The 18,946-nt window shown below is 60.5% G+C and carries 16 protein-coding genes; 14 read left to right on the forward strand and 2 right to left on the reverse strand.

The annotated features are described in order from the left end of the window. Positions 1-126 precede the first annotated feature (126 nt). The 12 genes from ACQRAX_RS10660 (at position 127) to ACQRAX_RS10715 (ending at position 16,636) form a co-directional block, all read left to right on the forward strand. Positions 127-1,293 (forward strand): efflux RND transporter periplasmic adaptor subunit, encoded by a 1,167-nt coding sequence (locus ACQRAX_RS10660; protein ID WP_412037810.1) that lies wholly within the window; start codon positions 127-129, stop codon positions 1,291-1,293. Next, positions 1,290-4,466, forward strand: coding sequence for an efflux RND transporter permease subunit (locus ACQRAX_RS10665; RefSeq protein ID WP_412037380.1), 3,177 nt, complete (start codon positions 1,290-1,292; stop codon positions 4,464-4,466). The genes ACQRAX_RS10660 and ACQRAX_RS10665 overlap by 4 nt, the downstream gene beginning before the upstream one ends. Continuing rightward, positions 4,463-5,956 carry an efflux transporter outer membrane subunit gene (locus tag ACQRAX_RS10670; protein ID WP_412037381.1) on the forward strand — a complete coding sequence of 498 codons (1,494 nt, stop codon included), beginning with the start codon at positions 4,463-4,465 and terminating at the stop codon, positions 5,954-5,956. The genes ACQRAX_RS10665 and ACQRAX_RS10670 overlap by 4 nt, the downstream gene beginning before the upstream one ends. 60 nt (positions 5,957-6,016) lie before the next feature. Beyond that, a complete protein-coding gene (locus ACQRAX_RS10675; protein WP_412037382.1) occupies positions 6,017-8,575 on the forward strand; it encodes a heavy metal translocating P-type ATPase in 2,559 nt (852 codons plus the stop codon). Between the two features lie 24 nt (positions 8,576-8,599). Continuing rightward, entirely contained in the window at positions 8,600-9,622 is a 1,023-nt protein-coding gene (locus ACQRAX_RS10680) for a 2Fe-2S iron-sulfur cluster-binding protein (RefSeq protein WP_412037383.1), read from the forward strand. A gap of 26 nt (positions 9,623-9,648) precedes the next feature. Continuing rightward, entirely contained in the window at positions 9,649-9,897 is a 249-nt protein-coding gene (locus tag ACQRAX_RS10685; protein ID WP_412037384.1) for a hypothetical protein, read from the forward strand. A gap of 49 nt (positions 9,898-9,946) precedes the next feature. Then, the gene (locus ACQRAX_RS10690) at positions 9,947-10,141 is read left to right on the forward strand and encodes a heavy-metal-associated domain-containing protein (RefSeq protein WP_412037385.1); all 195 of its coding nucleotides are present in this window, start codon (positions 9,947-9,949) and stop codon (positions 10,139-10,141) included. Positions 10,142-10,546: 405 nt separating this feature from the next. Next, the gene (locus ACQRAX_RS10695; RefSeq protein ID WP_412037386.1) at positions 10,547-11,572 is read left to right on the forward strand and encodes an HOASN domain-containing protein; all 1,026 of its coding nucleotides are present in this window, start codon (positions 10,547-10,549) and stop codon (positions 11,570-11,572) included. 41 nt (positions 11,573-11,613) lie between these two features. Next, positions 11,614-12,600, forward strand: a complete 987-nt coding sequence (locus ACQRAX_RS10700) for an HOASN domain-containing protein (RefSeq protein WP_412037387.1) — start codon at positions 11,614-11,616, stop codon at positions 12,598-12,600. Between the two features lie 30 nt (positions 12,601-12,630). Then, positions 12,631-14,064, forward strand: a complete 1,434-nt coding sequence (gene purB / locus ACQRAX_RS10705) for an adenylosuccinate lyase (RefSeq protein ID WP_412037388.1) — start codon at positions 12,631-12,633, stop codon at positions 14,062-14,064. Beyond that, positions 14,064-15,515 carry a class-II fumarase/aspartase family protein gene (locus tag ACQRAX_RS10710; protein WP_412037389.1) on the forward strand — a complete coding sequence of 484 codons (1,452 nt, stop codon included), beginning with the start codon at positions 14,064-14,066 and terminating at the stop codon, positions 15,513-15,515. Before purB ends, ACQRAX_RS10710 begins: the two co-directional genes overlap by 1 nt. A 47-nt stretch (positions 15,516-15,562) precedes the next feature. Then, positions 15,563-16,636, forward strand: coding sequence for a class I SAM-dependent methyltransferase (locus ACQRAX_RS10715; RefSeq protein WP_412037390.1), 1,074 nt, complete (start codon positions 15,563-15,565; stop codon positions 16,634-16,636). A gap of 81 nt (positions 16,637-16,717) precedes the next feature. Here ACQRAX_RS10715 and ACQRAX_RS10720 read toward each other — a convergent pair whose 3' ends face one another. Then, a complete protein-coding gene (locus ACQRAX_RS10720) occupies positions 16,718-17,164 on the reverse strand; it encodes an NUDIX hydrolase (RefSeq protein WP_412037811.1) in 447 nt (148 codons plus the stop codon). Positions 17,165-17,240: 76 nt separating this feature from the next. Further along, positions 17,241-17,795, reverse strand: a complete 555-nt coding sequence (locus ACQRAX_RS10725) for a UPF0149 family protein (RefSeq protein WP_412037391.1) — start codon at positions 17,793-17,795, stop codon at positions 17,241-17,243. A gap of 171 nt (positions 17,796-17,966) precedes the next feature. Here ACQRAX_RS10725 and ACQRAX_RS10730 point away from each other — a divergent pair, with 171 nt between their 5' ends. Together ACQRAX_RS10730 and ACQRAX_RS10735 are read left to right on the forward strand one after the other, a co-directional pair. Then, positions 17,967-18,191 (forward strand): MbtH family protein, encoded by a 225-nt coding sequence (locus ACQRAX_RS10730; protein WP_045180291.1) that lies wholly within the window; start codon positions 17,967-17,969, stop codon positions 18,189-18,191. Positions 18,192-18,201: 10 nt separating this feature from the next. After that, positions 18,202-18,921: a thioesterase II family protein gene (locus tag ACQRAX_RS10735; protein ID WP_412037392.1), complete on the forward strand. Its 720-nt coding sequence runs from the start codon at positions 18,202-18,204 to the stop codon at positions 18,919-18,921. The last annotated feature ends 25 nt before the right edge of the window (positions 18,922-18,946 follow it).

Below are 18,946 nucleotides of genomic sequence, written 5' to 3' on the forward strand. Positions count from 1 at the left end.
CTTAGGGTCCTAAGGTCTTGCCCTAAAAATTGGTTGACCTTCCCAATGTGTCAAGTCGGATAAGCGATCTGGAAGCTGTTTCGTCTCAGCAAATCCAAGTCGACTCCAGCCCTGGAAGGCACAATGATGAAAGGTACACGCATAACCCTGATCACGGCGACGATAGCGCTCGCTCTCATTACTGCTGGATGCAAAGAGACCCAGCCCACTGCCGCTGCGGCCAACCCCCCCAGCGTTCCGGTCGCCGAGGTGATCGTTCGCCCGGTGACCCCCTATGTTGAGTTCACCGGTTCCCTGAGCGCGGTCAAGCGGGTTGAGCTTCGCCCGCGAGTCGCCGGCTACATCCAGGAAGTGAGCGTGCCGGAGGGGCGCTACGTTGAGAAAGGCAGTCGGCTGTTTCTCATTGATCCGCGCGTATTCCAGGCCGCCGTAAACGCAGCTTCTGCGCGATTGCGCGAGGCTGAGGCGGCATCACTGCTCGCTCAAGCCGAGCATGCACGCGCCGAACAGTTGTTCGCGAAAAAGGTGGTTGCCCGTGACCGCCTGGACACCGCTATCGCCTCACGCAATGCCGGCAAAGCCCAGGTCGACGCCGCCAAGGCCGCGTTGGACGCTGCGCAATTGGACCTGAGCTTCACCCGTGTCACCGCACCGATCAGCGGCCGGGTTGGCCACACCCATGTTACTGAAGGCAACTATGTCACCAATGGCGTGACCCTGCTCACCACCATCGTCTCGGTCGATCCGCTGCACGTTTATTTCGATGTCGATGAACGTACCTATTTGCGTTCACTCGCCCAAGGTCGAGGCAAGGCCGGCGCACAGGCGTCACAGGCGCCCAAGGTGATGGTCGCTTTGCTCAGCGACACAACCTATGCGCGCCCCAGTCGCCTCGACTTTCTCTCCAATGCCGCCGATCGTGGTACCGGAACGGTGAGGGTGCGCGCGGTGGTCGATAACCCCGATGGACAATTGACGCCGGGGCTTTTTGCCAAGATCAAGCTGGAAACCGGGGCGCCGCAAGAGCAGGTGCTGATCTCCGATCAATCGATAGGCACCGACCAGGGCAGCCGTTATGTGCTGGTCGTCGGCGAAGGTGACAAGACCCAATACCGCCCGGTAGAGCTGGGGCCGATGGTCGATGGCTTGCGGGTAATCAATCAAGGCTTGCAAGCGGGTGAGCGCATCGTCGTCAAAGGCCTGGTACGCCCGGACATGCAGATCACGCCACAGATGGCTGCGATAGATGGCACGCCAATTGAAATGTCCGAAGCCGTGGGAGTCGCGCCATGAGCTTTCCACGCTTTTTCATTGATCGGCCGATCTTTGCCATCGTGCTCTCGATTCTGATGATGATTGCCGGAATCGTTGCTTTCTTCCAGTTGCCGCTGAGCGAATATCCGGCAGTGACACCGCCAACCGTGCAAGTAACCGCCGCTTATCCCGGCGCCAACCCCAAGGTTATTGCAGAAACTGTGGCAGCGCCGATTGAACAGGCGATCACAGGGGTAGAGGGCATGCTCTACATGTCGTCGCAGTCGGCAACCGACGGGCGCATGATCCTGACCGTCACCTTCGCCCAGGGCACTAATGCCGACATGGCCCAGGTCCAGGTGCAAAACCGGGTCTCGCGGGTACTCTCGCGGCTGCCGGAAGAGGTCCAGCGCCAGGGCGTCATCACCCAGAAGACATCACCGGACATTCTCATGGTGGTGCACCTGCTGTCGCCCGACAAACGCTACGATCCCCTGTACATATCGAACTATGCCTACCTGCAGGTGCGCGACGAGTTGTCCCGCTTGCCGGGTGTCAGTGATGTCCTGGTGTGGGGCGCAGGCGAATACAGCATGCGCCTCTGGCTCGACCCGAACCTGATTGCCGCGCGCGGGCTGACCGCCGGCGAAGTGATTGCCGCGGTGCGTGAACAGAACGTGCAGGTGGCGGCCGGCTCAGTCGGCCAGGCGCCAAATTCCACCGCGGCCTTTCAGGTCACGGTGAATACCCTCGGGCGCTTGAGTGATGAGCAGCAGTTCGGCGATATCATCATTCGTACTGGCGAAAACGGTCAGGTCACGCGTTTGCGCGATGTCGCCCGCATCGAAATGGGTGGCGATGCCTATGCACTGCGCAGCCTGCTTGACGGCGAACCGGCAGTGGCGTTGCAGATCATTCAGAGCCCGGGTGCCAACGCACTCGATGTTGCCCAGTCGGTACGGGAAACCATCCAGCGACTTGAAGTCAACTTCCCCGCAGGGCTGAGTTCGCGCATCGCCTATGATCCGACCGTCTTCGTTCGCGCTTCGCTTGAGACCGTGGCCATCACCTTGTTGGAAGCGATCTTTCTTGTCGTCATCGTGGTGGTGGTATTCCTGCGCAGTTGGCGGGCGTCGCTCATCCCGCTGATGGCCGTGCCGGTGTCGCTGGTCGGCACCTTCGCGGTCATGCACTTGATGGGCTTCTCGCTCAATACCTTGTCGTTGTTCGGCCTGGTGCTTTCGATTGGTATCGTTGTCGATGACGCGATTGTCGTGGTCGAGAACGTCGAGCGTCATATCGAGAACGGCGAGCCACCGAAACAGGCCGCAAGGCTTGCCATGGATGAAGTTACCGGCCCGATCATCGCGATTACCTCGGTGCTTGCTGCGGTGTTCATTCCGACGGCGTTCCTGAGCGGTTTGCAGGGCGAGTTCTATCGCCAGTTTGCGCTCACGATCGCCATCTCGACCATCCTTTCGGCGATCAATTCGCTGACCCTTAGCCCGGCACTCGCCGGCCTTCTGTTGCGCCCGCGCCAGGCGGCGCTTGCTGGCGATCCTCGCAGTCTGCGTGGTCGCGTGGTTCGTCTGCTGCAGGCGCTTGGTCGACCGCTGGAAAATGCCCCGAACGCTTATGGCAACTCGGTGCGCAAAGTCGTACGGGTCAGCGGTGTAGCGCTGGTGGTTTACGCCGGGCTGCTGGGGCTGACGTACGTCGGCTTCCAGGCGGTGCCGCCGGGCTTCGTGCCAATGCAAGACAAATACTACCTGGTGGCAATCGCCCAACTGCCGAACGCCGCATCGCTGGATCGTACCGAAACTGTGGTCAAGCAAATGTCGACGCTTGCGCTTGCAGAGCCCGGAGTGGAAAGCGTCGTTGCCTTCCCGGGGCTGTCGATCAACGGCTTTGTCAACGTGCCCAACGCCGCCGTGATGTTTGTCATGCTCGATCCGTTCAAGGCGCGTGCGACTGACGAACTGGGGGCGAACGCCATTGCGGGACGCCTGCAAGCCAAGTTCGCCAGCATCCCCGACGGCTTCCTCGGCGTGTTCCCGCCGCCTCCGGTGCCAGGCCTTGGCGCTACCGGTGGGTTTAAAATGCAGGTCGAGGATCGCGCGGGTGCCGGGCTCGAGGCCTTGGTCCAGCAGACCCAGCTGTTGATGATGAAAGCCACCGAGTCAGGCCAAGTGGCCGGACTGCTCACCAGCTTCGACATCAATGCACCGCAGCTCGATGTGGTGATCGACCGTACCCAGGTGAAAAGCCAAGGGGTGCGCTTGGCGGATGTGTTCGAGTCGCTGCAGGTCTATCTCGGCTCCCTCTATATCAACGACTTCAACCGCTTCGGTCGCACCTACAAGGTTATGGCCCAAGCCGATGCCGACCACCGCATGCAGGCGGAGGCCATCGGCCGCCTGCAAGTACGCAACGCTGCGGGGGCCATGCTGCCGTTATCTTCGTTCGTCACCGTTACGCCGAGTTCCGGCCCGGACCGGGTGATCCGCTACAACGGTTACCCGTCGGCGGACATTTCTGGCGGCGCAATGGCGGGGGTCAGTTCCGGGCAAGCGGTTGCACTCATGGAGCAACTGGCGAAGGAAATGCTGCCTGAGGGCATGAGCTTCGAATGGACTGACCTTACCTACCAGCAAAAACTGGCCGGCGATTCTGCGTTGTTCATTTTCCCGCTGTGCGTGCTGCTCGCTTATCTGATCCTCGCCGCGCAATACAACAGCTGGCTGCTGCCCTTGGCGGTCCTGCTGATCGTGCCGATGTGCCTGCTCAGCGCGATCATCGGCGTGTGGTGGGTGGGCGGCGACAACAACGTGTTCGTCCAGATCGGGCTGGTTGTGCTGGTTGGTTTGGCCGCCAAGAACGCCATTCTCATCGTCGAGTTTGCACGCAGCCGTGAAGCCCAAGGTGCGAGCACCCTGGAGGCGGTCATCGAGGCGTGTCGATTACGCTTGCGGCCGATCCTGATGACCTCGCTGGCGTTTATCGCCGGGGTCGTTCCGCTGGCAATGGCCAGTGGCGCAGGGGCTGAGATGCGTCAGGCCATGGGGGTTGCGGTCTTCGCCGGCATGCTTGGGGTGACGCTGTTCGGTCTGTTCCTGACCCCGGTGTTTTATGTGGTGGTACGCCGTGTGGCGGCCCGCTTTGAGCGCCACGGCTCACGTTCGATGACGCACATGGAGGAGAGCAGGTCATGAAAGGTCCCATTCACGCCGTGCTGTTACCGCTCAGTGCGCTCATTCTGCTGGCCGGATGTGCGGCGGTAGGCCCTGACTATTCACCCTCTACGCTGCCTTCATCGCGCTTTCCGGCCAGCTTTGGCGAGCCAGGCACGGGCCTCAGTGCAGGGGCCGTCGAAGTCGAGTGGTGGCGGGCCTTTGACGAACCGGCGCTATCGACTTTGATTCAGCGCGCGCTGGCGTCGAACCATGACATCGGCATCGCGGTCGCGCGGCTCGAAGAGGCGAAGGCGATTGTCCGTGAGAACCGCCAGGCGTTTCTGCCTAGCGGCGGCCCCGCGCTCAGCTATGAGAGCTTTCGCCGCAGTGAAGTCGAAACGCCGTCTGGTCAGCAGCGGCATATCGAAACCTATCGCGGTGCGGTCGATGCGTCCTGGGAAATCGATTTGTTTGGCCGGGTGCGCCGCTCGGTGGAGGCGGCTCAGGCTCAAGCAGGTTCTCGTGAGGCATTGCTGCGCAGTGTGCAGGCCGGGATCGCCGCTGCGGTCGCTGCGACCTGGTTCGAGCTACGCGGTCTGGAGGCTGAACTGGCAGTCGCTGTCGACATCAGCCAAAGCCAGCGTGAAAGCCTGGAAATGGTCGAGCGTCTGGTGAGTGCCGGCTCTGCCCACGAATTCGATCGCCTGCGCGCCGAGGCGTTGTTACGCAGTGTTGAGGCCGTGGTGCCGGACCTTGAACGCCGTCGTGCAGCCTCCTTCAACGCCCTGGCAGTGCTTCTGGGTGAATCGCCACAGACGTTCAAGCCGCCTGCTGCCCAGCCTGCGCGTGAAACGCTGGCTGTTCGCAGCATCGCCGTGGGCGATCCGGCCGGGCTCCTCTCCCGGCGAGCCGACATTGCTGCGGCCGAACGTAACCTCGCTGCGGCGACCGCCCGCATCGGGGTCGAAACGGCCGGTCTCTATCCCGATATTCAAATACGAGGTTCGATCGGGTTGGTCGCCGGGAGTCTTGATGCGATGAGTGATGGGGCGCAATCGAGCTTCATTGGCCCGGCCATTCGCTGGTCACTGCTCGATACCGGGCGGGTGCGGGCGCGGATCGCTGCCAGCGAGGCACGCACTCGAGAAGCGTTGATCGTCTATGACCAAACCCTGTTGCGCGCCCTGCAGGAAACCGACGATGCCTTCAAAGGCTATGGCGCTGCGGGCGACACCCTTGGCTTGCGTCTGCTTGAGTCAGCCGCCAGCCGTGAGGCGGCCCGCCTGGCGCGGGTGCAGTTTATGGAAGGCGAGGGGGTGTACCTGGATGTGCTCGAAGCTGAACGCTCTGATTACGCCAGCCGGCGTGCGCTGGTGATCGCCCGTACCAACCAGCGCCTTGCGGTGGTCAGCATCTATAAGGCACTGGGCGGCGGCTGGGAGCTTTGTGCGCAGGCGCAGCGCGAGTGTGCCGGCGCCGATGGCCTTGCTTACGTGCCTGATGCGAAACAAATCACTCTAAGGCCTTGACCTTCCCCTCTTGGGAGGCTTCAAGCTTTGCGTTAACAGTAACACTCAAGGGGTAGTTCAATGACATCCGTTGCCGTGCAAGCAGATTCCAATTCATCCAAGTCCGCAGGCCGTCGTCTTAGCCTGCCGGTCGAAGGCATGACCTGTGCCTCCTGCGTCGGCCGTGTCGAGCGCGCACTCAAGGCCGTTCCCGGCGTGCATTCGGCTACGGTCAATCTCGCCACTGAACGTGCCGATTTGACCTTTACCGGCGTGGCCGATCCGCAGGCGGCGGTACACGCCATCGAGCGTGCGGGTTACAGCGTGCCTGAGCAGACGCTCGAGCTGTCGATCGAGGGCATGACCTGCGCCTCGTGCGTAGGCCGGGTAGAGAAGGCGCTCAAACAAGTTCCTGGTGTGCTCGAGGCCACCGTCAACCTGGCCACAGAGCGCGCGCAGGTCCGTCACCTTGCCGGCGCCCTTGCGGCAAGCGACCTGCAGGCCGCAGTCAACCAGGCCGGTTATAGCGCTCGAGCGTTGTCCTCGGAATCGGCCGATGCGGGCGATCAGGACAATGAGCGTCGTGAGCACGAAGCACGATCGCTGCACCGCTCATTGCTCATTGCCGCGATCCTTACCTTGCCGGTGTTCATCCTTGAAATGGGCTCGCACCTGGTGCCGGCCATGCATCACTGGGTGATGGAGGTGCTGGGCCAGCAGTTGAACTGGTATGTGCAGTTTGCGCTCGCCACCCTTGTGCTGTTCGGTCCGGGGCTACGGTTTTTCCAAAAGGGCATACCGGCATTGTTGCGGGGTGCGCCGGACATGAACTCGCTGGTCGCGGTCGGTACGTCGGCCGCCTATGGTTACTCGCTGGTCGCAACCTTTGTCCCTGAGGTACTGCCACAGGGCACCGCCAACGTCTATTTTGAAGCGGCGGCGGTGATTGTCACCCTGATCCTGCTTGGGCGCACGCTGGAGGCGCGCGCCAAAGGCAAAACCTCGCAAGCCATCAAGCGGCTGGTCGGGCTGCAGGCCAAGACCGCACGGGTCGAGCGCGACGGCAAAACCATTGAAATTGCGCTTGATCAGGTTGTCGCTGGTGACGTGGTGTTCGTGCGTCCGGGCGAGAAGATCCCCGTCGACGGCGAAGTGGTGGAAGGCGCCTCCTATGTCGATGAGAGCATGATTAGTGGTGAGCCGGTGCCGGTGGCAAAAAGCGTGGGCGCCGAAGTTGTCGGCGGCACGATCAACAAGACCGGTGCGTTCAGCTTCCGTGTGACCAAGGTCGGTGCCAACACGGTGCTGGCGCAGATCATTCGCCTGGTCGAACAAGCCCAGGGGTCGAAATTGCCGATCCAGGCATTGGTCGACAAAGTGACCATGTGGTTCGTCCCGGCGGTCATGGCTGCTGCGACGTTGACCTTTCTGGTCTGGCTGTTCTTCGGCCCGGCCCCGGCGCTGACCTTTGCCCTGGTCAACGCCGTCGCGGTGCTGATCATCGCCTGTCCGTGCGCCATGGGCCTGGCCACGCCGACCTCAATCATGGTCGGTACCGGCAGGGCCGCCGAGTTTGGCGTGCTCTTTCGCAAGGGTGAAGCATTGCAAGCATTGCGTGATGTTAGCGTTGTCGCCCTCGACAAGACTGGCACGCTGACCAAAGGCCGCCCGGAGCTGACCGACCTGATTACCGCCGAGGGCTTTGAGTATGACGAAGTTCTCGCCCTGGTGGCGGCGGTCGAAACCCGCTCTGAACACCCGATTGCCGAAGCAATCGTTGCCGCGGCCCAGCAACGCGATCTGACGGTAGCCCCTATCGAGGGCTTCGACGCCACCCCAGGCTTCGGTGTCTCGGCCAAAGTGGCTGGCCGAACCGTCGCCGTCGGTGCTGACCGCTTCATGACCCACCTTGGCCTTGATGTGCGCAGCCTGCTGCCAACCGCCCGGCGCCTGGGTGAGCAAGGCAAGAGCCCGCTGTATGCCGCGATCGATGGCCGCTTGGCGGCGGTAATCGCGGTCGCCGACCCGATCAAAGAGACCACCCCCGATGCCATCAAGGCGCTCCACGCACTGGGGCTCAAAGTCGCGATGATCACTGGCGACAACGCCGCGACTGCCGCCGCAATTGCCAAGCAGTTGGGCATCGACGAAGTCGCCGCCGAGGTCTTGCCCGACGGCAAAGTGGCGGCGCTGAAGAAGTTTCGCAGCGACGGTGCGCGCGTAGCCTTCGTTGGTGATGGTATCAACGACGCGCCAGCACTGGCTGAAGCGGACGTTGGGCTTGCCATCGGCACCGGTACTGATGTAGCGATCGAGGCGGCGGACGTGGTGTTGATGTCGGGTGACCTGCGCGGTGTACCAAACGCCATCGCCCTCAGCCAGGCGACGATTCGCAACATCAAACAGAACCTGTTCTGGGCCTTCGCCTACAACGCGGTGCTGATCCCGGTGGCAGCAGGGATGTTGTATCCGCTCAATGGCACCTTACTTTCGCCGATCTTCGCCGCTGCGGCGATGGCGCTTTCCAGTGTCTTTGTGCTCGGCAACGCGTTGCGGCTTAAGCGTTTGCAGGTACCCATGGCGGTAGAGGCGCACGCAGAGGCATCGCCGAACGCTGCACCAGCGCCGCGTCACGCCTGATGAATGAGCATTGAGAGGCGCGCGATGAGCAAACATGTTGAGATACGCCAGGCCGGTCGTACCCTTGTGGTGCCGGAGGGCATGACCCTTCTGGAAGCGGCGCTCGCTGAGCACATAGACTTTCCGCATGGCTGCCGCTCTGGCCGTTGCGGGGCGTGCAAGTCACGGCTGATCAGTGGTGAGGTAGACTTGCTTGAACACAGCCGTTTTGCGCTCTCGGACGAGGAGAAGGCCCAGGGCCTGATCCTCGCCTGCCGGGCACTGCCAAGAACCGATGCGGTCGTCTCCTGGCTTGGCGGCGACGAGCAAGCCCCGGCGCATCCCCGTCGCCGCCTGATCTACCGTGTGCAAGCCATTGAGAATGTGACCCACGACATCAAGCAGGTCCGGCTTGTTATCGACGACGCCGAGCCGCTGGCCTTTACCGCCGGCCAATACGCCCAGGTGACCTTCCCAGGTGCGTTCACACGCGACTATTCGATGGCCAATGGGCCCGGCGAGCGCGGGCTGGAGTTCCACATTCGGCGGGTGCCAGGCGGGGCCGCGAGCGAACGCATCCACAACGAGTTGAAACCAGGGGATCCGGTGGTGGTGGAGGGGCCGTTCGGTTCCTCCTACCTTCGCGAGCAGCACAACGGGCCAATTCTATGCATCGCTGGCGGCTCAGGCCTGGCACCGATCAAGGCGATCATCGAGACGGCCATTGCACGCGCCATGAAGCAACCGATCCATTGCTACTTCGGCGCCCGCAGCGAGCGCGATCTCTATCTGCTGGATCACTTCGCACGTTTGGTGCAACAACACCCCAACCTGATGTTTATGCCTGTGCTGTCGGATGCCACATCGGCGACACACTGGCGTACCGGCTGGGTGACAGATGCCATTGGTGCCGACCTGCAGGACCTGGACGGCTGGAAAGCCTATGTCGCCGGGCCGCCTGCGATGGTCGAAGCGGCGATGCAAATCACCACGACGCGAGGCCTGCAACCGGAAGACTTGCATGCGGATGTGTTCTATACGCCGACATCAGGAATAGCGAACACATAAAGGACTCACGATAAAAGGAATGGAAGATGAATAAGCTATTCACCGCCCTGTTGGTCACCAGTATTACTCTGGCCGCCAGTGCGGCTATGGCCAAGGGCGGCAACCCGAAGAACAACGGTAATTACGACATCAACAATGACGACATTACCCCGCTTTTCGTATGGCGAGAGGGGCGGCTGGTGAAAAACCCCGAATACCTGAGCGAGCGCCGCAGCAGCAAGGAAAACAGTGCTGTAGCCGCCCGTGAAAGCGAGGCATCAAAGCAGTACGAGTAATTGTTGTAGCCCACCGTTAAAACCTGCACTCAACCATCAGGAGCGTTTAATGCTTACTTTCAATATTCCTAACATGACCTGTGGCGGTTGCGCCAAGTCCGTCACTAACGCACTGCGCAGTGTCGACCCTGACGCTCGCATTGAAACTGATCCAGCTACACGCAAAGTCAGCGTCAACAGCACGACCGATGAGCGCGATTTCCTCGCGGTACTCGAAGAGGCCGGATATCCACACCAAAAGTAAGCCAAGGCCATGACGGCGGTGCGCTGAAAGGTTTCCAGGCACTGCCGTCACTCCTCGCACGGGTGCACATCCTCAAAATCGAAAAAGGGGCGGAAAAACCTGTATCGATAGCTTGACCTTTCCATGGTGGGAAGCTTTAGGGTTTCTCCACAACAACAAAGAAAGGGCAGTTACATGGATTTAGCTCCGCACCAACATCGCTGTTGTACATCCTCTTACTTAGTTATTCCTCCAGGCCCTCTGGCCGCGTCTGGTGGCCGTGCGATGCATGCACCGCCAGTGAATATCGACATGCCATTAGCCATAAACAACCTCACCATCACTCTCACTAACGAGGACAGAATCGATACTTTTTTTGTGAACCGTTGATGAAAAGGAATTCATTGGTAACTAATGGAGATGTTCATGAATAAGGTCAGTGCATACCGCGACGCTGTTAATTCAGAAACTGTTTTCGACCAATCGGCAGCGTCCACTGCTGATGTATCCGCTCTATTGGCCCAGGCATTGAAGCCAGGTGCCACCTATGCGCAGATCACCCTCGCGCTCGAGGCCCTGCTTGCGATCACCGAGAAGGGCTTGGCAGGGGATGCCAGCGCCTACGCGCAATATCAGTCACTGCTCCTGGAATTGCACAATAACGGTGAGCCTCGCACAGAGCCGACCCGCCGCTGGATGGCAAGCCAGGTCTATCTGATCGAAGATCAGTTCGCGCCAAAGTTGTCTGACTTTTCTATGCTATCGGTGGAAGCGTTCCGCAAAAAAGTCGACGACGAGATTGCCTCACGTAGCCGGGTAAATCACCCGATGTCGGTCCACCTTTTCCAGGGCACGCCGCCTATTGAAGATGTGCGATTCTTCCTGGAGCACCACTGGACCCGCTCTTACAACTTCTACAGCCTTCTGGCCGAACTGGCCTTTCGCTTCGAAGCCATCGAAGACGCCTCGGTATTTTATCGCAACCTGTATGGCGAAGCGGGAGCGGAGACCCCGGAACGTTCGCACCCGGCGCTGCTTGCCCATCTGATGACCTATTTCGATATTCCGCTGCGTATCGATTTCCCCGCGCTGCAACCCTTGGAAAAGGCCTATCTGAATAACCGCATCCGTTGCGTGCGTCACACCGATGTCGCCTGGGGACTTGCCTTGCTGTACGCGGTCGAGTCAGTGAGTTGCGTCAACCACCGGCGCATCTACGAACTGTTGCAACGTCTGGATGTTCCAGAGCAGCCCAGCGAGTTTCACCGCCTTCACGGTACTCAGGACGAGATCGATACCGAGGAGATGTGGGCGCTCATTGCCAAATTCGCGCCGAGCGAAGCGTTCCAGCGCACCTTCTTGCAGGCGCTGGCGCGTCACTTTGAAATCAACAAGGCCTACTTCGATATGTTGTGGCAGGAAATGCAGAAGCAGTCCACCCACACAGCCTGAGCCGTCAGGGTGCACGTAGAACAAAATAAGGAGCACACAGGATGAGTACTCGCAATTTTTCTCTGCAGCAACTGCAACACCTTCATAGCCGTGAGGCACGTATCGTCGCTGATGCGCTGACAGCCAATGCCACCTACAGCCAAATCGAAAGCGCCGCCAAGGTGCTTGGCGATCTGACCGAGACGGCCCACCAGGGTAACGCCACGGCCTACGCTGAGTATCAGCAGCTGCTCTATATCCTTTCGCTGAGCGATGACGTTGAAACAGCGTTGACCCGCCGCTGGCTGGCCAATGCCATCTATCGTGTAGAAGAGCGTTTCATGCCAGCTGCCGATCTGTCTGCGCCGCTGTCCGAGGCCGATTTCCAGAAGCGCCTGGAACAAGAAATTGCCGCGCAGTCTCGCGAAAAGCACCCCATGTCGCAGTACGTATTTGCGGGTAACGCATCCCCTGCGCAGTTGCAGGTCTTTCTGCGGCATCAGTGGTTCCGTACCTATCGCCTGTATCGGGACGCGGCGGACCTGTTGGTGAACCTGACGGATGTCGACGAGGCTGCCGCGCTCAGTCGCTACCTCTACGGTGAGCTGGGTGAGGAGGACGAGCAGCGTTCGCATCCGCGACTGCTGGCCAAACTGCTCAATGCCGTGGACCTGGACGCGGACTTTGAGGCCATTACGACGATGCCCGAAGAAATCGCCTACCTGAACAATCGCGCCCGCAGCTTCCGCAATCCTGATGCTGGCTGGGGCCTGGCGGTTTTCTACATCACCGAACTGGTGGTCCCGGGCAATCACGAGAAGCTCTATCACGCATTGCTTCAGGCGGGTGTCAGCGAAGATGCGGCCGAGTACTACAAGATCCACATCAGCCTTGTGCCGCCTCGTGCCAAGCGCGAATGGCAGCTGATTGCGCGGCGTATCCCGGACGTGGCGTTCCAGAATTCGTTCCTGACCTCGTTGGCGCAGCATTTCCGTTTGGAAAGGGCTTACTACGATGCGGTCTGGGAAGAACTGCAGAGCGTCAAGTAACTGCCCCTGGGACAAAGCGAGCAATAGAACATGCCGAGTCATATAACAGAATCCCGTATCCACGGAGGGGCTTACTCGTCCCCGGAATTTGCCGCGATCTTCTCAGATACCAATCAGGTGCAGAAGTGGCTTGATGTCGAGCTGGCGCTGGCGCTAACCCAGGCAGAGATGGGCGTTATTCCTCAGCAGGCGGCGCAGGAGATTGCCCGCGTGGCTGAGGTGGGACGATTCGATCTCGAGGCATTGGGCAAGGAAGGTATGGAGACAGGGCACATTCTGGTGCCCACCATCCGCGCCTTGGCCAGGTTGTGTTCAAACGGGTGGGGCGAGTACGTGCATTACGGCGTGACCACCCAGGACATTCTCGATACCGGTTTGATCCTGCAGATCAAGCAAGCATGGAGCCGGGTCCTGAGCCGGTTGCATGCGATCCGCAAGCATCTGCTTACCCTGGCCCAGCGCCATAAGCACACGCCAATGGTGGCACGCACCCATGGTCAGCAGGCACTGCCGACTACGTTTGGCTACAAGGTTGCGGTCTGGATCGATGAGATTGACCGCCACCTGGCGCGCTTTGACGAGGCGCGAGAACGGGTGCTGGTGGGCAACCTGACCGGGGCCGTGGGTACCATGGCGGCGTTTTCCGGGCAGGGTTTTGAGATTCAGCAACGCACCTTGGCCAAGCTCGGGCTCGGCGCGCCGCTGACCAGTTGGCACAGCGCACGGGACCGGGTGCTGGAGGCCGCCTGGCTGTTGGTCCAGGTCTCGCTGACGCTAGGTCGGATCGCTAACGAAATCTATCACCTGCAGCGCAGCGAAATAGACGAAGTGCGCGAGGCCGCGCGGCCGGGGCAGGTTGGCAGCAGCACCATGCCGCACAAGCAGAACCCGTCGACGGTTGATCTGATCAGCGCGTTGTCGCGCCTGGTGCGGGGCCAGATGGTTGCGCTCACCGACGCAGCCTTTCAGTTGCATGAGCGTGACGGTAGCGCCTGGCGTATCGAGTGGGCGGCGTTGCCGGAACTGTTCATTTACGCCGGTGCGCTGCTTACCCGCATGGAGGGATTGCTGGCGGCCGGGCTTGAAGTGCGCGAGGAGCGCATGCGCGCCAATCTTGAGCTGTTCGGCGGGCTGATTTTGTCGGAGCGGGTGATGCTTGCGTTGGCAACGCAGTTTGGCAAGCAGACCGCCCACGAGCTGGTCCATGAGGTATCGCGGGAATCGCGGCGAAGTGGCATCTCGTTTCGTGATGCCTTGCTTAATGATCAACGCCTGCAGGGTTGCTTCACCGTACAGGCGCTGGAAGACCTGCTCAACCCCGCAACCTACACAGGCTTGGCGACGCAGATGGTCGATCGGGTCGCCGGCATTGCGCTACCCGACCTTGCACGCGATGAGCGTGAAGGCACGAAGTCAAGGCAAGGAAAACCCAATCAGTCTCAGCACGTGATGGAGGGTATGTGATGGATCAGCAAACATTGGAAAGGGTAGCCCGTACTGCTTGCACTGCACATTCGCAGAGCATCGGTGCTGATCAAGCTGAAGAGGGGTGCCAGCACGAACACAGCCATATTCTGGACTCAAAAACTCACGGTGGAGGTTATGCAGGCCCGGTGAGCCGGAGGATTTTCTGCAGCCACTGTCGTTTGCAGCGCTGGCTCGACGTGGAAGCCGCACTGGCAATGGCGCAGGCGGATGTCGGTATCATCCCGCGCCAGGCCGCGCTCGATATTGAGAAGGCGGCGCAGCTATCAGCGGTCGATCTGCGCCAGATTGCCGATGGCGTGGCCAGCACTGGGCATTCGTTGATGCCGCTGCTCAGTGCGTTGCAGAAAAATTGCAGCCCGGGCGCCCGCGAATACGTGCACTTCGGCGCCACCACTCAGGACATCCAAGACACCGCCCAGTCGTTGGAAATGCGCGACGTACTGGATGCGATGGAGCTCGAACTTGATGTGCTGCTGGCCAAACTGGCGGTGCTGGCGGATGCGCAGCGTGATGCCCTGATGGTTGCCAGAACCCACTCGATTCCAGCACTGCCCACCACCTTCGCCCTGAAGGTCGCCGGATGGGTCGACGAGCTTTTGCGGCACCGCGAACGCCTTGGTGAGGCCCGCAAGCGGATTCTGGTGGTACAGCTATTCGGTGGTGTCGGTACGATGGCAGCCTTTGGCACTGAAGCCATGGCCATGCTGGAGAGATTTGCCCAGCGGCTGTCGTTGCAGGTGCCACTGGCGGGCTGGCATGTGTCGCGCGATCGGGTCACCGAGTTCGTCAGCACCCTGGCGATGGTCACCGCTTCCCTGGCGCGGGTAGCAGACGAAATCCGCACCTTGAACCGCTGGGAAATCGGCGAGGTGGAGGTGGGTTGGACGCAGCAGCAGATCGGCAGCAGCACGATGCCGCACAAGCGCAACCCTGAGGGTTGCGAACAGGTAGTAGTGCTCGCACGTCTGGCCAAGGCTCAGGTCATGCTCGCCCTCGACGCGATGATCCTGGAGCACGAACGCGACTACCGCGGCACGCGCCTTGAGTGGTGTGCGGTTGCCGACGTTTCTCATTACGCGCTGATGGCCTTTTCATTGCTGATTGACACGATCAGCAACCTCACGGTCAACGACAAGACCATGGCACGCACGGCAAACGCGTTCAGCGATGCCATCTGCACCGAGGCGTTTGTGTTTGAAATGGCGAAAAAGCTGGGCAAGAGCAGCGCCTACGAAATCATTTTCGAGATCACCCAGACGTGCCAACGCAACCGCGTCTCGATGCGTGAGTCAATCGAGTCCGACCCGAGGGTAAACGCCGTTATGGACGCGCAGACGCTGGCCAGGCTGTTCGAACCCAGAAGCCATCTTGGTATGGCGCAAAAGATCGTCGACAACGTGCTGGGCAAGGTTGCCAGCCATCACTGAGTTATCAATCACTAGTTGCAGCCGTACGGCAAATCATGGAGAGAAAAATGTCAAAAGCTATTGGGTTGGATAACGCCAAGGTCGAGCAATTTTCTGCGCGGATCATGGAAGACTACGGCAACACCCTGCGCGGCGCGATGCTGTACATCGGCGACCAGTTGGGCCTGTTCAAAGCGCTCGCGCACGGTGAGGCGGTGACCCTGGAGGAGTTGGCGGACCAGACCGGTTTCAATGCGCGATACCTGCGCGAGTGGTTGGGCAGCATGGCGACCGGCAATTACGTGACCTACGATCCGCAAACCAAGCGTTATCGAATGCCGCCCGAGTTCGCTCCGGTGCTAGCCGACGAGGACTCACCTTACTTCGCTGGCGGGATCATCCAGCTTAGCGTGCCGTTCGTGAGCATGGCGCCCCGTGTCATCGAGGCGTTCCGTAACGGTGGCGGCTGCCCGGAAGAAGCCTTCCCGATCGAGACCTGGGAGGGTATGGAGCGCATGACCATGCCTTGGTACAAACACTACCTGGTCCAGCACTGGATCCCGTCGCTGGACGGCGTCAAAGCAAAACTTGAGACTGGCGGCAGCGTCCTTGATTTTGGTTGCGGCAGTGGCCTGGCGGCAATCACCATGGCCAAGGCATTTCCCGAGGCGCGTATCGTCGGTTGTGATTTCCATCCGCCGTCGATTGAACGTGCACGGGCAAATGCCGAGGCGGCCGGGGTTGCCGATCGAGTGCAGTTCGAGGTCAGTGATTCTGATGCGCTGGTGGGCAAAAAGTTCGACTTCGTGACCACTTTCGTGGTCATCCATGACGCTACCGACCCGCAGCAAATGTTGAAGGACTTGCGTGAGTCGACCGCCGACGACGGCACCTACCTCATGGTGGAACTCAACCTCTCGGAAGACCTCCACGAAAACATGAATCTGTTCGGTCGCGTGATGTACCCGCAGAGCACGCTCTACTGCATGACCTGTTCGCTGTCGCACGGCGGTGCCGGTATTGGCGCGTTCATGGGCGAGAAGCGTGCCCGCCAGATGGGCGAGGCCGCCGGCTTCAGCCGCTTCCGTAAGGTGCCTTCCGAGCGGCCGGCGATGCCCGCCTTGTTCGAACTCAAGCCCTGAGGCCGTGCTGCCCTGGACTGCGCATCGCGCGGTCTGGGGTATCTACGAGGGGCCAAAGCAAGGCTGGCCCAAAGGTGCGGATCATTCAAGTAACGACGCAGCCTTGAGTAGATCGTGCAACCCCTCAGGTACCAGTGGTGAGGTCGCGGTAAAGTTTGAGCTATCGCGCCACTGGGCCCTGAACGCGGCACCATCAGTTTCGTGACCGTCGAGCCACGGTTGTTCGTATAGGCTGGTGTCGATGAACCTTGCGTCGTAAACCTGGACGATCTCATGCCCCGGCTTACCGGCGTAGGTGAAAATACTTTCCAGCGTGCCGAGCAAGAGAACAGCCGTGATGCGTTGGCCCAGTTCTTCCTGCACTTCCCTGGTAATGGCGTCAACGCTTCGCTCACCAAATTCAATGCCGCCACCGACAGGGCGAAAGAGCGTCTGCTGTTTTTCGTCGTCGTAGAACGCGTTGACTAGAATCTTTCCTTGATGATGAAAAACGCACAGGGCGAGGGCGCGAATGCGAGGCGCTGACACGACGTTAAATCCATTTGTTAGAGGTGGCTGCTTCATCTGTTGCTGCCGGGATGGGGCGTCTGCATCGCTGGAAATGCTAGCGCTGCGCTACCCAATACCCTTGCAGTGCCCGTGCTGCGGGCTCGATCGCGGCTACTTGCTGACGATGCAGCACCACATCCAGATCTACCGGCAGGTCGAAGTTATCTTGCTCGGCGCAGTCGCTGATCTTCTGCAATTGAAGTGCTTGTGGCTCCGGCAGAGCCGGCCAGTTGCCGACGGCGACGCCACGCAGGTAGCCAAAACACCACTCTTGCGCCAAGGCCAGCGGCTGGCCGGCGTGTTCGGTCTGTTCGAAGCGGGCCTTGAAGGCTTGCGGTTCAGTGGTCAGCTGGGCTGCCAGGGTGTTGAGGAGACGCACACAAAGGTCGATGAATGTGCGGCATTCTTCAGGCGTCTGCCATTGCGGGGTCTGCCCACCAAAGATCGCCGGGAACCATTCGGCAATGTCGATCTGCGCCGGGCTCGACACCAGGGCAGTGAAGTAGCCTTCAAGCTCGGAGGGGTTGAGCACGGAGTGGTCGTTACCGTACTTAAGCAACGTGTCTTCGATGAACTCGAACTCGCTGGGGCTGAGGGGGTGAATGTGCATAAAAAGGTTCCTTGGCGAGGTGAGCGTAAAAAAACCGGGGAGGATGGCGCTTTGCAGCGTTTTTATCCAGCCCTGTGTGACGGGATTAATTTATTCGCGCAGTCGTTCGTTCTCTTGGTAGCCACCGCTCGCCCGCTGCGCGGCGGGCCCATTCAATCCAGGAGACAGGCAATGACATCCGTATTCGACCGCGACGACATCGTGTTCCAGGTAGTGGTCAACCATGAAGAACAGTACTCCATCTGGCCCGACTATAAGGCTGTTCCAGCCGGCTGGCGCACCGTGGGCAAAAGCGGCCTGAAGAAAGAGTGCCTGGCCTACATCGACGAAGTCTGGACCGACATGCGGCCGTTGAGCCTGCGCCAGAAAATGGCCGAAACCGCTGCGGCGCAGTAAGGGGCCACTGGTGTCATCACTGAACCTGTTGTGCCTGCCGTATTCCGGGGCCAGTGCCATGGTTTACAGCCGCTGGCGGCGCAAGCTGCCGGCCTGGCTGAACCTGCGTCCGGTGGAATTGCCCGGGCGTGGGGCGCGCATGGGCGAGCCGGTACAAACCGACATGCAGGCCCTGGCCCGGCAACTGGCCAGCGAACAGCGTTTGGCTGCCAGCCAGCCTTATGCCTTGCTTGGCCATAGCTTGGGGGCCTTGTTGGCGTTCGAGCTCGCCCACGAGCTGCAGGCGCTGGGTTGTCCGTCGCCGGTGGCGCTGGTTGCCTGCGGCACGGCAGCACCGACCCGGCGCGAGGATTATGACGGCGATAACTGGCGCGAGCCCAAAAGCGATGCCGAACTGATCGATGAGTTGCGCAGGCTGCAGGGTACGCCGGAAGAGGTGCTGGCCAACCAGGAGTTGATGAGCCTGACCTTGCCGGTGCTGCGTGGCGACTTTCTGTTGTGCGGCCACTATGCCTACCGTCAGCGTCCGCCACTGCAGTGTCCGCTGCATGTGCTGGGCGGCGAAGATGATCGTGCCAGTGAAGCGCAGTTGTTGGCCTGGCGTCGGGAGACCTTGGGTGATTTCTCCCTGGAGACTTTTCCTGGTGGTCACTTCTTTATCCATGAGCAGGAAGAGCGGGTGCTGGGTGTGCTCAGCGCCGTGCTGGAACCTCATCGGTTGTCGGCCTGAACTGGCCATTGACGTGACTACCAGC

The organism is Pseudomonas sp. UM16 (genome assembly GCF_050312595.1).
In the GTDB taxonomy this organism is placed as follows: domain Bacteria; phylum Pseudomonadota; class Gammaproteobacteria; order Pseudomonadales; family Pseudomonadaceae; genus Aquipseudomonas.

Excerpts from the sequence above, each read along its gene's own strand:
- ACQRAX_RS10660 (WP_412037810.1), top strand. The coding sequence starts at position 127 with ATGAAAGGTACACGCATAACCCTGATCACGGCGACGATAGCGCTCGCT.
- ACQRAX_RS10665 (WP_412037380.1), top strand. The coding sequence starts at position 1,290 with ATGAGCTTTCCACGCTTTTTCATTGATCGGCCGATCTTTGCCATCGTG.
- ACQRAX_RS10670 (WP_412037381.1), top strand. The coding sequence starts at position 4,463 with ATGAAAGGTCCCATTCACGCCGTGCTGTTACCGCTCAGTGCGCTCATT.
- ACQRAX_RS10675 (WP_412037382.1), top strand. The coding sequence starts at position 6,017 with ATGACATCCGTTGCCGTGCAAGCAGATTCCAATTCATCCAAGTCCGCA.
- ACQRAX_RS10680 (WP_412037383.1), top strand. The coding sequence starts at position 8,600 with ATGAGCAAACATGTTGAGATACGCCAGGCCGGTCGTACCCTTGTGGTG.
- ACQRAX_RS10685 (WP_412037384.1), top strand. The coding sequence starts at position 9,649 with ATGAATAAGCTATTCACCGCCCTGTTGGTCACCAGTATTACTCTGGCC.
- ACQRAX_RS10690 (WP_412037385.1), top strand. The coding sequence starts at position 9,947 with ATGCTTACTTTCAATATTCCTAACATGACCTGTGGCGGTTGCGCCAAG.
- ACQRAX_RS10695 (WP_412037386.1), top strand. The coding sequence starts at position 10,547 with ATGAATAAGGTCAGTGCATACCGCGACGCTGTTAATTCAGAAACTGTT.
- ACQRAX_RS10700 (WP_412037387.1), top strand. The coding sequence starts at position 11,614 with ATGAGTACTCGCAATTTTTCTCTGCAGCAACTGCAACACCTTCATAGC.
- purB (WP_412037388.1), top strand. The coding sequence starts at position 12,631 with ATGCCGAGTCATATAACAGAATCCCGTATCCACGGAGGGGCTTACTCG.
- ACQRAX_RS10710 (WP_412037389.1), top strand. The coding sequence starts at position 14,064 with ATGGATCAGCAAACATTGGAAAGGGTAGCCCGTACTGCTTGCACTGCA.
- ACQRAX_RS10715 (WP_412037390.1), top strand. The coding sequence starts at position 15,563 with ATGTCAAAAGCTATTGGGTTGGATAACGCCAAGGTCGAGCAATTTTCT.
- ACQRAX_RS10725 (WP_412037391.1), bottom strand. The coding sequence starts at position 17,795 with ATGCACATTCACCCCCTCAGCCCCAGCGAGTTCGAGTTCATCGAAGAC.
- ACQRAX_RS10730 (WP_045180291.1), top strand. The coding sequence starts at position 17,967 with ATGACATCCGTATTCGACCGCGACGACATCGTGTTCCAGGTAGTGGTC.